General features: G+C 41.0%; 10 protein-coding genes. 1 reads left to right on the top strand and 9 read right to left on the bottom strand.

What is annotated here, in order from left to right; translation table 11 throughout:
- The first annotated feature begins 315 nt into the window (after window positions 1-315).
- On the top strand, window positions 316-1,521 hold the full coding sequence (locus CYJ36_RS18405; RefSeq protein WP_101568714.1) for an MFS transporter: 1,206 nt from the start codon (window positions 316-318) through the stop codon (window positions 1,519-1,521).
- 292 nt (window positions 1,522-1,813) lie between these two features.
- Here the strand turns inward: CYJ36_RS18405 and cobA are convergent, their stop codons facing one another.
- The 9 genes from cobA to pdaA all read right to left on the bottom strand — a co-directional run bounded on the left by cobA (window position 1,814) and on the right by pdaA (window position 14,674).
- The gene (gene cobA / locus CYJ36_RS18400; protein ID WP_101568713.1) at window positions 1,814-2,584 is read right to left on the bottom strand and encodes a uroporphyrinogen-III C-methyltransferase; all 771 of its coding nucleotides are present in this window, start codon (window positions 2,582-2,584) and stop codon (window positions 1,814-1,816) included.
- A gap of 62 nt (window positions 2,585-2,646) precedes the next feature.
- Entirely contained in the window at window positions 2,647-2,967 is a 321-nt protein-coding gene (nirD, locus tag CYJ36_RS18395) for a nitrite reductase small subunit NirD (protein ID WP_101568712.1), read from the bottom strand.
- Between the two features lie 36 nt (window positions 2,968-3,003).
- Window positions 3,004-5,415: a nitrite reductase large subunit NirB gene (nirB, locus tag CYJ36_RS18390; protein WP_101568711.1), complete on the bottom strand. Its 2,412-nt coding sequence runs from the start codon at window positions 5,413-5,415 to the stop codon at window positions 3,004-3,006.
- A 172-nt stretch (window positions 5,416-5,587) separates the two neighbouring features.
- Complete coding sequence (nasC, locus tag CYJ36_RS18385; protein ID WP_101568710.1) at window positions 5,588-7,735, bottom strand: assimilatory nitrate reductase catalytic subunit NasC; 2,148 nt, start codon at window positions 7,733-7,735, stop codon at window positions 5,588-5,590.
- 16 nt (window positions 7,736-7,751) lie between these two features.
- Window positions 7,752-10,112, bottom strand: a complete 2,361-nt coding sequence (gene nirB / locus CYJ36_RS18380) for a nitrite reductase large subunit NirB (protein ID WP_101568709.1) — start codon at window positions 10,110-10,112, stop codon at window positions 7,752-7,754.
- A gap of 239 nt (window positions 10,113-10,351) precedes the next feature.
- Window positions 10,352-11,488: a DEAD/DEAH box helicase gene (locus tag CYJ36_RS18375; RefSeq protein ID WP_101568708.1), complete on the bottom strand. Its 1,137-nt coding sequence runs from the start codon at window positions 11,486-11,488 to the stop codon at window positions 10,352-10,354.
- 28 nt (window positions 11,489-11,516) lie between these two features.
- Window positions 11,517-12,905, bottom strand: coding sequence for a 23S rRNA (uracil(1939)-C(5))-methyltransferase RlmD (rlmD, locus tag CYJ36_RS18370; RefSeq protein ID WP_101568707.1), 1,389 nt, complete (start codon window positions 12,903-12,905; stop codon window positions 11,517-11,519).
- 16 nt (window positions 12,906-12,921) lie between these two features.
- Window positions 12,922-13,785 (bottom strand): DNA-3-methyladenine glycosylase family protein, encoded by an 864-nt coding sequence (locus CYJ36_RS18365; protein WP_101568764.1) that lies wholly within the window; start codon window positions 13,783-13,785, stop codon window positions 12,922-12,924.
- Window positions 13,786-13,870: 85 nt separating this feature from the next.
- The gene (gene pdaA / locus CYJ36_RS18360; RefSeq protein ID WP_257962529.1) at window positions 13,871-14,674 is read right to left on the bottom strand and encodes a delta-lactam-biosynthetic de-N-acetylase; all 804 of its coding nucleotides are present in this window, start codon (window positions 14,672-14,674) and stop codon (window positions 13,871-13,873) included.
- Window positions 14,675-14,939: the final 265 nt, after the last annotated feature.

Genomic DNA, 14,939 nt, shown 5'->3' with positions numbered 1-14,939 from the left:
ATGGTTAAAACCTTTAGTGGATTGTAGCGGAAGGCACTTGACTCCTGCGGGAAATAGAGGGAAATGGGAGACCCCACAGGCATAGCCGAGGAGGCTCCCATCCCTCACAGCGGAAAGCAAGTGCCTGCAGCGGAACTCCACGGGTACAATTAATAACCAAAAACAATCAATGCGAAAACAGCCTTTTTTTATAGCAATAGAAAAACACCTTTAACAAAACCATGTTATGTTTCCTTACATATATAAAGAAATCTCATTTTATTAATAGTAGAATAAGTGAATATTTCAAAAATGAAAAAGTAGGAGAGATGATAAATGAAATTACGCGACTTGAAAAAAAGCGGCCATGCCCCCTCCTTATTTGCCTCATTCCTATATTTTGATGTCAGCTTTATGATTTGGGTTTTGTTAGGAGCCTTAGGTGTTTATATTACAAAAGATTTTGGGCTATCACCTGCTGAAAAAGGTTTGATAGTGGCTATTCCAATATTAGGCGGATCGTTTTTCAGGCTCATTCTAGGTATTCTGACTGACAGAATCGGTCCCCGCAAAACAGCAATCGGCGGAATGCTCGTTACTATGATCCCCCTATTGTGGGGATGGTTATTCGGGGAGAGCTTAGCTGAACTATATATGATCGGAATTTTGCTTGGTGTAGCAGGTGCAAGCTTTGCAGCTGCCCTTCCCATGGCCAGCCGCTGGTACCCGCCCCACTTACAGGGCCTAGCCATGGGGATAGCTGGAGCAGGCAATAGCGGTACACTGTTTGCAACATTATTTGGACCGCGTCTTGCAGAATCTATTGGCTGGCATAATGTTATGGGCTTAGCCTTGATTCCTTTATCTATCGTCTTCGTCATTTATCTGGTAATTGCAAAGGACGCTCCCACGCAGCCCGCTGCTAAACCTATTAAAGAGTATTTTAATGTATTCAAAATGAAAGATACATGGTATTTTTGCCTCCTCTATAGTGTAACCTTCGGAGGGTTTATAGGGTTTACCAGCTTTTTAAGCATCTATTTTGTGGATGAATACGGGTTAACAAGGGTTAGAGCAGGCGACTTCGTGACATTATGTGTCATCGCAGGCAGCTTTTTTCGGCCAGTAGGAGGATTTATTGCAGATAAGATAGGCGGGGTTAAACTTCTTATGTTCTTATTTGTTGGAGTTGCTATCAGCATGCTTGGTGTCAGCGCCCTATCTTCTTTCACTGCAGTTACCGTTCTTCTGTTTCTCGGCATGCTGTTTCTTGGGATGGGAAACGGAGCTGTCTTTCAATTAGTTCCACAGCGATTTCCTGAAGAAATTGGTTTTATTACTGGAATTGTGGGCGCTGCTGGTGGCGTAGGAGGATTTTTCGTACCAAACATTCTTGGTACATTAAAACAGATTACCGGCTCATATGATGCTGGATTTGCAGTGTTTTCCGCTGTAGGAGTTATTGCACTTACGATCTTGATTTCAGCTCAGTTTTCGTGGAGAAAAACATGGGTTCTTGGTAAGAAGTCAGTTAAAATTTAAATCGCTGCTTATTAATATACATGACCAAAAAAAGAGAGATTTCTCTCTTTTTTTACTCCAATCTGTATTTTATGTGAATTTGACATAGTTGGGACAAAATTTATTAAACCTTATGGGGTATTTATCCCTGGAACTGACCCATATGCCCGAAAACTTCGATATAAAGACGATCAGATAAAATTCGAGAATTTGCTTACAGAGACTATCCGTCTGCCAAAACGCAAATTACAGCAAAGCAAAACGAGAGCTACTGGACTCAGCTCTCGTTTTGCAATTCTTATCATACTATCAATCAAATAAATACTTTCTCCCGCTTTTCATGCGAGGACCAGGATAACCGCTGCGATAAAGTAACAACTTCCCCTATTAAAATCATTGCCGGGTTTGTCACCTCTTCATTTTTAACGATTTCAACTATCGTATCGAGAGTTCCTGTTACTGTCCGCTGATGCACAGTTGTTCCTTGTTCAATTACAGCTATTGGTGTTTGGGGATTTTTACCGTTGGCTTGCAGCTCGTCACATATATATGGAAGATTTTTAATTCCCATGTAAATGGCGATAGTGTCAACACCTTTCGCTAAATACTTCCAGCGGATGTTATCTGGTTTACCTGTTGTACCGTGACCTGTGACAAATGCAAAGGAACCCGCAAGCTCTCTGTGTGTAACAGGAATGCCCGCATAAGCAGGAGCCGCTATTCCCGCCGATATTCCAGGAACAATTTCAAAAGCAATACCAAGTCGGGCCAGAGCTTCTGCCTCTTCTCCGCCCCGTCCAAAAATGAATGGATCTCCGCCTTTTAAACGCACAACTGTTTTTCCTTCATCAGATTTTTCAATAAGCACTTTTTGAATGATCTCTTGAGGTACACAGTGGTACCCGGGAACTTTACCACAGTATATGAGGTCAGCTTCTTCCTTTCCGTATTCCAGCAAGACAGGATTGACTAAACGGTCATAAAGGATGACATCCGCAGCTGCCAGACATTTCACAGCTTTGACAGTAATTAATTCAGGGTCCCCAGGTCCAGCTCCAACTATATAGACTTTTCCCTTTTTCATTCGTTTCCTCCTTCTCAGAAAAGTACTCATTCCATTCAGGCTTTTCGAGATTGATTTTCACACTAAACAAGAAGGTAAATATCATTATTTTCTATTATCGTTTGATACGTTTTTACACAGCCTGCATCTGGCTCTTGTACTTTGCCGTCATCTAAACAGATCTTCCAGTCATGCATTGGGCAAAATACATGCTCGCCGCTGACAATTCCTTCTGTGAGTACGCCGCCTTTATGAGGACAACGATTTTCGACTGCACGAACTCTTCCATTAGATAATCTAAAAACAGCAACCTCTGTACCTTCAACACGAACTGTTTTCCCTAAAAGTTCTGGAAGTTCATCAGCAGCACAAACCAGCACTTTTATTAAACTATTGTTTACCATGCAATGAATACCCCCTTTTCTTTGCAGATTGAAGCATTAAGACACGACGACATTCTCAAACAATTCTTTCTTTGTTTTATTATTATTTACAATTTCTTTCCATGGGTCCTTATAAACAGATAGCGCTTCATTCATACGGTCATTAAGCTCTTTGCATGTTTCCTTGTCCTCTAAAACAGATTGAACATGCGCCAAGCCAACGCGCTCTATCCATGCGGATGTACGCTCTAAATAGTTTGCCGTTTCGCGGTAATATTGCAAATAGGCCCCCGTGATTTCCATTACTTCTTCATCCGATTTCACTTTGATCAATAGATCTCCGCCTCGTACGTGCGTTCCGCCATTCCCTCCCACATAAAGTTCCCAGCCGCCTTCAATGCCAATAAAACCAATATCTTTGAAACCAGATTCTGCACAGCTTCTAGGGCAAGCCGAAACAGCCATCTTCACTTTATGAGGAGTTTGCAATCCTTCGAATTTTTTTTCAAGCGCAATCCCAAGTGACATGGAATCTTGTGTGCCGAAGCGGCAGAATTGTTCTCCAACACAAGTTTTCACTGTACGCAGAGATTTACCGTAAGCATAACCAGAAGGCATATCAAGCTCCTTCCATACGTCTGGCAAATCTTCTTTCTTAATTCCAAATAAGTCCAGGCGCTGTCCGCCTGTTACTTTTACTAATGGGATTTCATACTTTTCTACAACATCAGCAATTCGTCTCAAATCTTTTGCATTTGTTACACCGCCGTACATTCGGGGCACAACCGAGTATGTTCCGTCTTTCTGAATGTTCGCATGCATGCGTTCGTTAACAAAACGGGATTCTCTCTCATCTTCATATTCAGTCGGTTTTACCATTCCTAAATAATAATTAAGAGCTGGACGGCATTTTGAACAGCCTTCTTCTGAACTCCATCCAAGTACGTTCATGACTTCTTTTGTATGTGACAATCCTTTGGCTCTAATTTCATCGACAATTTCATCTCTTGATAACTCACTACAGCCGCAAATTGCTTCTTTTTGAGCGCCCGCATCAAATTCGTCTCCGAGCGTACACTGCAATAGCTCCGCGACAAGCGGCTTGCAGCCCCCGCAAGAACGAGAAGCACTAGTACATGCTTTTATATCATCAACTGAAGAGCATCCTTGCTTTTGAATAGCCTGAACAATGGCTCCTTTTGATACTCCGTTACATCCGCATATCATCTCTTCAGCACTCATGCTATCCACAATGCCTGGTCCAGCCATTTCTCCTGCGGGCTGAAGAATGGATACTTTGGATGTCTCTGAAATATCAGCTTGCTTTTGAATCATGGAGAACAGGCGGCTGCCGTCATTCGTATCTCCGAATAAAACGGCACCGACGATTTGATTCCCGCGCAATACAATTTTCTTATAGATTCCATCTTGGTCATCAAAAACCTTAATGGCTTTTTTATCTTCGCCTTCTGTAAAATCACCCGCCGAAAATACATTTACACCTGATACTTTTAATTGAGTAGAGACAACAGATCCTTTATACGGATTTGTTTCATTCCCGGAAATGTGTTTAGCTAATACTTTCGCCTGCTCATATAACGGTGCTACTAATCCGTAAGCAATTCCATCATGCTCTGCACATTCCCCTACAGCATATACGTGGGGGATATTAGTTTGCATGTAATCATTGACTATAATTCCGCGATTCACTGAAAGACCGCTTTCCTTTGCTAACCCTATATTTGGCCTAATACCCACTGCCATTACAACTAAATCAGCTTCAATTTCCGTACCGTCTTTAAACTTCACACCTTCTGCACGATCATTTCCGATAATCGCTTCCGTTTGCTTTTCCAGCAAAAATTTCATCCCTTGATTTTCTAATTCTTTTTGCAATAGCTTTCCAGCTATCGGATCCAACTGTCGGTCCATTAAAAATGGCGATAGATGAATGACAGAGACATCCATCCCTAAGTTTAAAAGCCCCCTTGCAGCTTCCAGCCCAAGCAATCCCCCGCCGATAACAGCTGCCTTTTTATATTTTTTAGAAGCATCAAGCATTTCGTCTGTATCTCGAATATCACGAAAAGCCGTGACACCCTTTTTATCAGCACCGTCAATTGGAAGAATAAAAGGAAGAGATCCAGTAGCTAAAATCAATTCATCATAGCGCTCGACTCTTCCTGAGTCAGAAATAACAGCCTTCATCTCTGTATCAATCTTTGTAATTGTTTCTCCGGTATGTAATTGAATATTCTTTTCTTTGTACCAATCCCAGTCATTTAAAGTAATATCTTTAACGTATGTATCACCCTGCAATACCTTTGACAGCAAAATTCTATTATAATTCGGATGCAGTTCACTTCCGAAAATCGTAATCTCAAACTCTTCCTCTGATACATTCAATACCTCCTCAATGGTTCTGACGCCCGCCATTCCATTGCCGATAAGAATTAGCTTTTTCTTCACTTGGCGTTCCTCCTCTTAGAAAGTTTCTTAAACTATATCACAGCAAAAAGTAAACTTAACTTCTTATGTAAGGTTTTCTGACATCGTTTTTTGATCATTTAAAATATTCAATCATATAACCAAAAGAAAAACTGGCTTCTACGGCAGCCAGTTTGAAGGTAATTTTTCTTAATTAATGCGCTGCCGCACCAACAGGTTTAATGTTAACTGCACTCACTTTAAATCCAGGCATTTTGCATGCCGGGTCTAAATCTTTTGAGACAAGCAGATTGATATTTTGTGAGTCTGCCCAATGAAATGGAACAAAAACCGTATCAGGGCGAATTTTTTCTGACCATTTGCTTCGGACTATAATACTGCCCCGCCTTGACTCAATTTTTACTAGCGTATGATTTGGAATGTGATATTCCTTGGCTGTTTTAGGATGAATTTCCATAAATGATTCGAAATTTCTGGCTGCCAGTGATGAGCTTTTTCTTGTTTGCACCCCTGTCAAGTAGTGTGACATGACCCGTCCTGTCGTTAAATATAATGGGAACTCTATAGTTGGTTCTTCTTTCAGGACTTTCGGGCTGTTCGGAACGAATGCCATAGCCGCTTTTCCATCCGCATGCGCAAAAGCTTGTTCAAATAATCTTTTTGTCCCTGCTTGATCAAGATCTGGACAAGGCCACAAAATTCCGCCTTCTTTTCTTAGACGATCATATGTAATACCATAATAATCAGCTGTTCCTCCGCGGCTTGCTACCCTTAATTCATTAAAAATTTCTTCAGCAGATTGGAAGGAAAAGAACTCGCCTTTCCCAAGAACCCTTGCGATCTCACAGATAATTTGCCAATCATGCTTCGCTTCTCCAGGTGATGGAAAGCTTGCTTCCCGCAATGTGACTCGCCCTTCTAAATTTGTCATCGTTCCTTCATCTTCAAGATAGGAGGAAGCAGGTAAAATCACATCTGCTAATCTTGCAGTTTCTGAAACAAACATATCCACAGCTACAAGATACTTTAAATTTTTTAATGCTTTTTTGACAAAATCAGCATTTGGATTAGAAACAATAGGGTTTGAACACATTAAAAACATGCCGGTAATTTCACCCTCATGTATTTTCTCTATCATTTCATAAGCAGAGACACCTTTTCTTGGTAAATCTCTTTTATCGATTCCCCACACACCCGCAATATATGATCTGTGTTCATCGTTTTCAATCGAGCGGTATCCAGGCAGCTGGTCTGCTTTTTGACCATGCTCCCTTCCTCCCTGACCATTGCCCTGTCCAGTTATGGCTCCATAACCGGAGTTTGGTTTTCCGATCTTCCCTGTAACGAGAAGGATATTGAGGAAATTCCGAACAGCTGCAGCTCCATCTGTTTGCTGTTCAACTCCTCTTGCTGTAAAGATCATGGCTGATTCTGCCTGCCCGAAGGTTCTGGCTGCATGACGGATTTGATCGGCCGAAACACCTGTTATGTGAGCAATCTTTTCCACTTCCAAAGAAGAAACATAGTCTTTCACTTCCTCAAAGTTATTCACACGATCCCGGATAAATACATGATCTATTAAATCCTCATCTAAAAGCACTTTCAGCATTCCATTAGCCAAAGCCGCGTCCTTGCCTGGTTTAACTTTCAGATGTAAGTCAGCATGATCCGTTGTAGCTGTTTCCCTGGGATCAATCGCGATAATAAAGGCACCATTTTCTTTCGCTTTCTCAAAATAAGGCATAATCGTAGGCTGGCATTCTGCAATATTCGTACCCGCTAAGATAATACATCCAGCAAATGGAATTTCCGATAAGCTGTTTGTCATGCCTCTATCCATCCCAAATGTCTGATTTGCTGCTGAAGCCGCTGCAGACATACATAAACGGCCATTATAATCGATGTATTTCGTCCTTAATGCCACTCTTGCAAATTTGCCAAGTAAATACGCTTCTTCATTTGTAATCGAAGCACTTCCATAGACAGACAAAGCATTGAGCCCATCTTCTTTTTGTATCTCAGTAAAATTTTCTTTGATGTGATCCAGTGCATGCTCCCAGGAAACTTGAATAAATTCACCATTTACTTTTAATAACGGGGATTTAAGACGTTCATTGTGCAAAGCATGCTGGTGTGCATTCATTCCTTTTATACATAAACGTCCCTCTGAAGCAGGATTATCTTTGCCAATTGTCGTATACTTTTTTCTTGTGACAATCGATTGTTCAAGCAATTGCATCTTACACTGCACACTGCAAAATGGACATTGTGTATCATATGATTTTTCCGATTGCACTTCCAGCTGCTTTTCACGGAAATATTTCAATAATAACTCTGTCAAGCTCTCACATCCTTTGTTAGTTTACTTTCTCTATTACTTTTTTTCGATAAGACACATCCCTTTCAAAATAATGAAGGAGCTGCATGATAAGCTCTTGATTAAACAATACTTCCCTGATATGAAGTAAACCGACGCGCTCAATCCATTGCCAAGTCCTTTCTGAATAATTGGCTGTTTCACGGTAATATTGAATAAAGCCGCAGGTGAGTTTAAGCGCTTCGTCGTCTGTACTTGCGACACATAACAATTCCCCCGCCCGCACATTACGGCCGCTGCTCCCGCCTACATACATTTCCCAGCCTCTGTCCATTCCCATAATGCCTATATCTTTTGTTGTGGACCCTGCTCCATTGTGCATACAGGCAGATACACCTATTTTCACACAGTAAGGCGTCGAAATGAGATCCAGTTTTTTTTCTAATGCCACAGCAAGCTGAAGCGATTGCTGTTTATCGCAGCTGCAGATATGTTCGCCTATACACGTTTTGATGTTTTGAACATAACTGCCTCCCTTAGAAGATAAAGGCATATTTAAATCAGCCCATACCCCTTGTAGATCTTCTTTTTTAACTCCTATTAAATGAATTCTTTGTTCACTTGTAACGGCAACCTGCGAGATGCTGTACTTATCTGCTGTATCCGCAATTTTCCGAAGTTCTTCAGCATTCGTCATCCCCCCGTACATTTGGGGGATAACCGTGTACAGCTCATCACTTTGCCTGACAGCATTCATTTTTTCGTTTATAAAAATCATCTTTTGCCTGTTTTCATACTCAGGGTAGATCTTTCCTAAATAATATGAAAGAGCAGGCTGACAGGTTGTGCAGCCCTCTCTATTTCTCCATCCAAGTGAGGTCATGACTTCTTGTTCAGATGATAAGTTTTGAAGCTGCATTTTATGCACGACTTCGTCTTCTGTAAAATCCGTACATAAACACATACTCTTTTTTTCAATTACTTCATCAAATTCATCACTATTTATATATACTAAAAGCTCGTTTACAGCCGTCTTACAGCCTCCACAAGAACCAGATGCCTTTGTACATGTTTTCACTTGTTCAATTGTAGTTAATTCTTTTGTTTGAACAGCTTCAATAATGCTTCCCTTTGTTACTCCGTTACAATTGCAAATAATATCACTGCATGCCATTTCAGCAATCAGACTTCCAGCAGAATTTGAAGAGGATTGAAACAGGACAGCCATTTCCTCTGAGGATATGTCCTTTTGTTTTAGAATCAGATCAAATAACTTTGCACCAGCTTTTGTATCACCGAAAAGAACAGCACCAATCAGTTTACGATCCTGAAAAACCGCCTTTTTATAATGGCCATTCACCTCATCAATCGCTGTTATTGATTTTACTGAATCTTGCCCAATGAACTTTCCAGCTGAAAAAACATCCACACCGGAAATTTTCAGCTGAGTGGAAAGGACAGATCCCTGATAGCCTTGAGTTTTGATGCCGCAAATATGCTTCGCTGCAATTGCTCCTTGCTCATAAAGAGGTGTAACCAGTCCGTAAACGATGCCCCTATGCTCTGCACACTCTCCGACAGCGTAAATATTGGCGGCGCTTGTTTCTAAATTGTCGTTTACAGTAATAGCGCGATTTGTATGTATTCCACTATCTTTTGCAAGTTGAATATTTGGTCTGATTCCCGCTGCCATGACCACTAAATCAGCTTCTGCTTCAGTTCCATCTTTAAAACGAACACCTTGTGCACGGCCGTTTCCGATGATCTCTTGTGTCTCTCTTTTTAAAAGAAAGTTCATACCTTGCATTTCCAGTTCTTTTTGAAGAAGCAGGGATACTGTCTGATCAAGCTGCCTCTCCATTAAATAGTTGGAGATATGGACAACACTAACCTCCATCCCAAGGTTTAAAAGTCCTCTCGCCGCTTCTAAGCCTAATAATCCTCCTCCGATAACCACCGCTTTCCTATAATGCCGGGAACATTCAATCATTTTCCGGCAATCTTCAATTGTGCGAAAAGCGATCACTCCCTCTTTATCAGCACCTGGAACAGGAAGAAAAAAAGGAACAGAACCAGTGGCAAGAATGAGCTTGTCATAGGATACTTCTCTTTCTTTATCTGTTTGAATGATTTGTTTCAAAGCATCTATTTTAATAACTGTTTCACCTGTAAACAGATGTATATTATGTTTTGCATACCAATTGAGGTCATTTATTGAAAGATCATCAAAAGTTATACCGCCCTGCAGAACAGTAGACAGTAAAATCCTATTATAGGTAATGTGCGGTTCACTTCCGAAGATGGTAATATCAAATGCTTCAGAGTCATTCTTTATTATTTCTTCCACACACCGTGCCCCTGCCATTCCGTTTCCTACTACTGCTAATTTTTGTTTAGTCATTTTTTTGTAACCTCCAACTTTACTAAAAGATGGTAGCTGAGATTACCATTATTTCATATTTAAATTATAAAAGTAGTAAGTATGTTATATTTCCTTACATGATTTGTGAAAGATCATAATAAAAATCCCGCAGCGTAATGGCTGCGGGATTTTACAGAGATAAGTAAGAATAAATTTTGCACATTGATGTTTAGATCCATCGTACAACTTCCGCGGAGCTAAACGAGCTTGCGCTTTACTTATTTCGAATCGATTATTTCACCTTTGTAGAATCTCTTTTTATGAACATCCAGTTTAAGTCCTTTGCAAATCTGCTTCAATTCACGCTCTTCACGCTCGGTTACAAGCGAGACGACTGTCCCGCTCGCCCCATTTCTTCCTGTTCTTCCGGAACGGTGAACATATTGTTCAACTGTTTCAGGAATGTCAAAGTGTACCACGTGTGTAACTCCTTCAATATCAAGACCCCTTGCTGCAACATCTGTTGCGAGCAGCATCGGGAGCTCTCCTGAACGGAAACTTTTAATGGCTGTTTCCCGCTCCCGCTTTGTAGAATCTCCGTGCAGAATGCCTATAGGCAACCCATTGTAAAGTAATTTCTCTGCTAAAACAGCTGCACTCCCAATATCTTTTACAAATGCGATCGCTTTAACCTGTTCTATTCTGGATATCTTTTGAAGAAGGTCAATTTTATCTCTTGCTTCAGCAGTAAAATAGATGTGGTCTACTTCTGATTGGATGCTTTCATTTCTGCTTACTTTGATGACTTCAGGATTTTGCATCAGGCTTTTTGCTTCCTCTTCTGTTTTTTCCAGAAGAGTTGCTGAGAAAAGCAAAAGCTGTCTGTCCTTTAGAGTTGTTTTAATGATATTTTTTATATCTGACAAATGTTCAGGCTGAAGCAGCTGATCGCCTTCATCAAGGACGATCGTTTTCACTTCATGCATTTTTATTTTCTTTTGTTTAATAAGTTCAGAAACACGTCCAGGCGTTCCGACAATAATCTGAGGACGTTTTTTCAGTTTTTCCTGCTGTCTTTTCACATTCGCTCCGCCGATGAAAGAAGCACCTAAAATCCCGCTGCCTTCCGACCATTTCTGAATTTCCTGGTGAATCTGCATAACCAATTCTCGCGATGAAGCCATGATTAACGCTTGTACTCCTTTACTTTCTGCATCAATGCGCTCAAGGATAGGAAGCAGGTAAGCAAGCGTTTTGCCTGTCCCAGTCGGAGATTCAGCAATAACGTCCTTTCCATCCAAAATCAACGGGATAGCTTTCTCCTGTATCGCTGTTGGATTCGTATATTCTGCTTTACTCCATGCTTCTTGTAAAAATGGCTTTGCTGCTGTCAGCAGTGACCACGTATCATTCATATTTTTTCACCTTTTCATTTCTAGTCGTTTATTTCTTTTCAAGCAGCGTGACACTTTCCACATGAGCCGTATGAGGGAACATGTCCACAGGCTGAATGTGCTTCACTTTATACACTTTTGAAAGTGTTTGAATATCTTTTGCAAGTGTTGATGGGTTGCAGGAAACATAGACAAATTTCTTAGGTTTGACTTTTAAAATCGCTCCTAATAATTTTGAATCACAGCCTGTGCGCGGCGGGTCCACTACAACCACGTCAGGACGCCAGCCTTCCTCGAGCCATTTAGGCAGCCAGTGCTCAGCCGTACCCTTTACATAAGTTGCATTTTTGACGCCATGCTTCTTTGCATTTTTCTTCGCATCTAAAATGGAATCCGCGATTGTGTCCATTCCTCTGATTTCTTTTGCACCTTCAGACAGCCACATACCAATTGTTCCCACACCGCAATAAGCATCAACTACTTTTTCGGAACCTGTAAGCTTTGCTGCTTTCTTCACTTCATCGTAAAGCTTCACGGTTTGAACAGGATTCAGCTGGAAGAAGGCACGTGCTGATAATTCAAAGGATAGATCCCCCAATTTTTCTTGAATCACTTCTTCACCTTCTAAGTGAAAGGTTTGCTCTCCGAAAATCAGTGAAGTCTTTTCTCCGTTTACATTTTGCATGATTGATTTTACTTCTGGAAGACGTTTCTGTATTTCACTGACTATCAGCTCTTTGCGGGGAAGATCCTCCTGTGATGTAATGAGGACAATTTGAACTTCTCCGCTTGTAAAGCCGACTCTGCTGACAATTGTGCGTACAATTCCTTTGCGTTTCCGTTCGTCATAAATCGATACCTTTAAATCCTGTAAAATCTGTTTTACAGTTTGAGTCGCTTTATTTGTTGCCTCATGCTGTACAATACAGTGGTCAATATTTATAAGATGATGAGAGTTTTTGCTGTAAAGGCCGGCAATGACTTTGCCATTTCGCAAGCCCGCCTGGAACTGGCTTTTGTTCCGATAATTCCATGGATCATCCATTCCAATTGTCGGCCTGATTTCCACTTTACTCAGATCAAGCCCTGAATACCTCTCCATTGCCTGAACAATTATGTCTCTTTTTTCTTTTAATTGCTGTTCGTACGAAAAATGCTGAAGCTGGCAGCCTCCGCATTCATGATAAATCGGACAGGGAGCATCTACTCGATGAGGGGATGCTTTTCTGATTTTTTTAATCTTGCCTTCTGCGAATTTTTGTCCGATAGTTGTCGCTTCTACGACAACTTCCTCATTCGGAAGGGCACCTGGCACGAAAACAACTTGTTTTTTAAAATAGCCGACGCCTTCGCCATTTATGCCGAGTCTCTTAATAGTCAGCGGGAAGGTTTGGCCGTTTTGCAGGGTGATTCCCTGGTTTTTCTGATTCGTATTCATCTTTGACGCTCCGTTTCTATTCAATGCTTCTCCACAAATAAAGAGAGGCATAGCTTAAATAAGGTGACCATTCTTTGCTTAGTATCTCCATTTCTTCAAAGGTTGGTTTCTTTTCAAGCTGAAAATGCTTTTTTAACGCGTTTTGTATCCCTATATCTGCAAATGGGAAAAGGTTTGGACGCCCAAGGCCAAATAAAAGCAAATTCTGGACGGTCCAGGGCCCAATTCCGCGTATTTTCGTAAGAACCTTAAGAATTTCTGCATCTTCCATATGCTGAATTTCTTCTAATTTTATCTTTCCTTCCGCTATCAGCTTTGATGTATCAATTACATACTCTGATTTGCGGCCGCTGAATTGCAGCTCTCTTAGATCATTATATTCCAGGGCTGCAATTTTTTCAGGAGAGGGGTAAAACCAAACTCCGTCTACCTGTTCACCGAAAGTATGGACAAAACGTTCAGTCAGCGTATGAGCAAATTTCAGGTTAAGCTGCTGATGGATAATACACTTCATTAAACAATCATACAGCCTAAACTCTAATACTAAAGGCGTACCATCGTGTACTGCAAAGATTTCAGCAATGTTTGAAGAACGGAAATGAGTCTGAACATCTAATAGTGACACATTCCATTGAAAAATGCGCATCGTTTCTTTTAAAGCAAGGTCTTTATCTGATTTGCCGGTTAAGAGAAATTCAGGCGCCGATTTAGTGCCTAATCCTTTTACAGTTACAACAAAGGGCTTGTTTTCTTTATTTCTCAATGGGATGCAGACTTCACGCTTCTGCAGATTAACATGATGAAGCGGATCCATGGATAAACGATCAAGCACACGGTCAAAATCATATGGAGGGTCTATTCGTAAACGTTCTTCCCACATAGTCATCTCAAATCCCTTATTTTTGATACTGTGTATTATACCATGAATAGACAACCCGAAAACGCAAAACTCCCTTTGAAAGGAGTCAAAGGGAGTAAAAAAATGGCTGATGAAACGTTCTGTCGATCATTAAATCATCAAGGCTTTTAAAAATATAGCCCTGTTTCGTTAAATCCTCTATTGCCTGGTCAAGAGCCTCAGCATTATCTTTTGAAACGGTATGCAGCAATAGAATGCAGCCTGGATGAATTTGTGCCATGATTTGATCATAGGAGTATCGCCAGCCCTTTTGTGCATTTGTGTGCCAGTCTACAAAGGCAAGCGACCAGAATACTGGCTGATACCCAAGTTCTTTTGATAATGAAAGCACACGCTCGCTGAAAACACCTCTTGGAGGGCGCAAATAATTGAGACCTTGATAGCCCGTCAGCTCTTCTGTCTTTACTCTAACGGAATCAAGTTCTTTTCTCAATCTCTCATCACTGACTTTTGTCAGGTCCGGATGATGCCATGAATGATTTCCAACGATATGGCCTTCAGCCGCCATCCGTTTGACCAGCTGTGGCTGATCGAGCAAATAATGCCCTGTTACAAAAAAGGCGGCTGGTACTTTTCTTTTTTTCAGCACGTCCAGAACGCTTGCCGTATAGCCGTTCTCATATCCGTTATCGAATGTTAAATAAATATATTTTTGAGTCGGGTCGCCCATGTAGAAAGCATCATGCTTTTTTAATAAGTCCCTAAGAGGCTGACCCGGCTCTGCAGATTGATGATTTCTGCTTTTTTCAAAACCCCAGTTGATGGGGCGGTTGGAAACAGCAGCCTCGGCTGATCTGATTCCTAATGAAAAAAACAGCAGTAAGCTCAAAAGTGCGCAGACGTATTTCAAAATAATCGCTCCTCTGACAAAGTTTCTATTTATAGTGTCGGAAAGAGCGAAGATTACATACTGGATTTTATCTGGTAACATGTTACATTATAAGAAAAATGCAATCGCCGTTTAGCACCGACAGACAGAAAAGAATCCGGCAGAAAAGTCCGGGTTTGACTTCTTTTTTATTTCTTATAAAAAGAAAAAGTCGGTACAGAATCCCGGCTTCAGCTTGTATTACATCCTGTGTTAGCAGGAAAGCTTGTGATTGTTCACTGAATCT

The sequence above is a fragment of the Bacillus sp. UMB0893 genome (genome assembly GCF_002858905.1).
Classification (GTDB): Bacteria; Bacillota; Bacilli; order Bacillales; family Bacillaceae; genus Bacillus_P.
This window is presented reverse-complemented; position numbering and strand designations above follow the sequence as displayed.

Coding starts and splice junctions, on each gene's coding strand:
- CYJ36_RS18375 (WP_101568708.1), bottom strand. CDS start 11,488: ATGAATGATACGTGGTCACTGCTGACAGCAGCAAAGCCATTTTTACAA.
- rlmD (WP_101568707.1), bottom strand. CDS start 12,905: ATGAATACGAATCAGAAAAACCAGGGAATCACCCTGCAAAACGGCCAA.
- nirD (WP_101568712.1), bottom strand. CDS start 2,967: ATGGTAAACAATAGTTTAATAAAAGTGCTGGTTTGTGCTGCTGATGAA.
- CYJ36_RS18405 (WP_101568714.1), top strand. CDS start 316: ATGAAATTACGCGACTTGAAAAAAAGCGGCCATGCCCCCTCCTTATTT.
- CYJ36_RS18365 (WP_101568764.1), bottom strand. CDS start 13,785: ATGTGGGAAGAACGTTTACGAATAGACCCTCCATATGATTTTGACCGT.
- cobA (WP_101568713.1), bottom strand. CDS start 2,584: ATGAAAAAGGGAAAAGTCTATATAGTTGGAGCTGGACCTGGGGACCCT.
- nirB (WP_101568709.1), bottom strand. CDS start 10,112: ATGACTAAACAAAAATTAGCAGTAGTAGGAAACGGAATGGCAGGGGCA.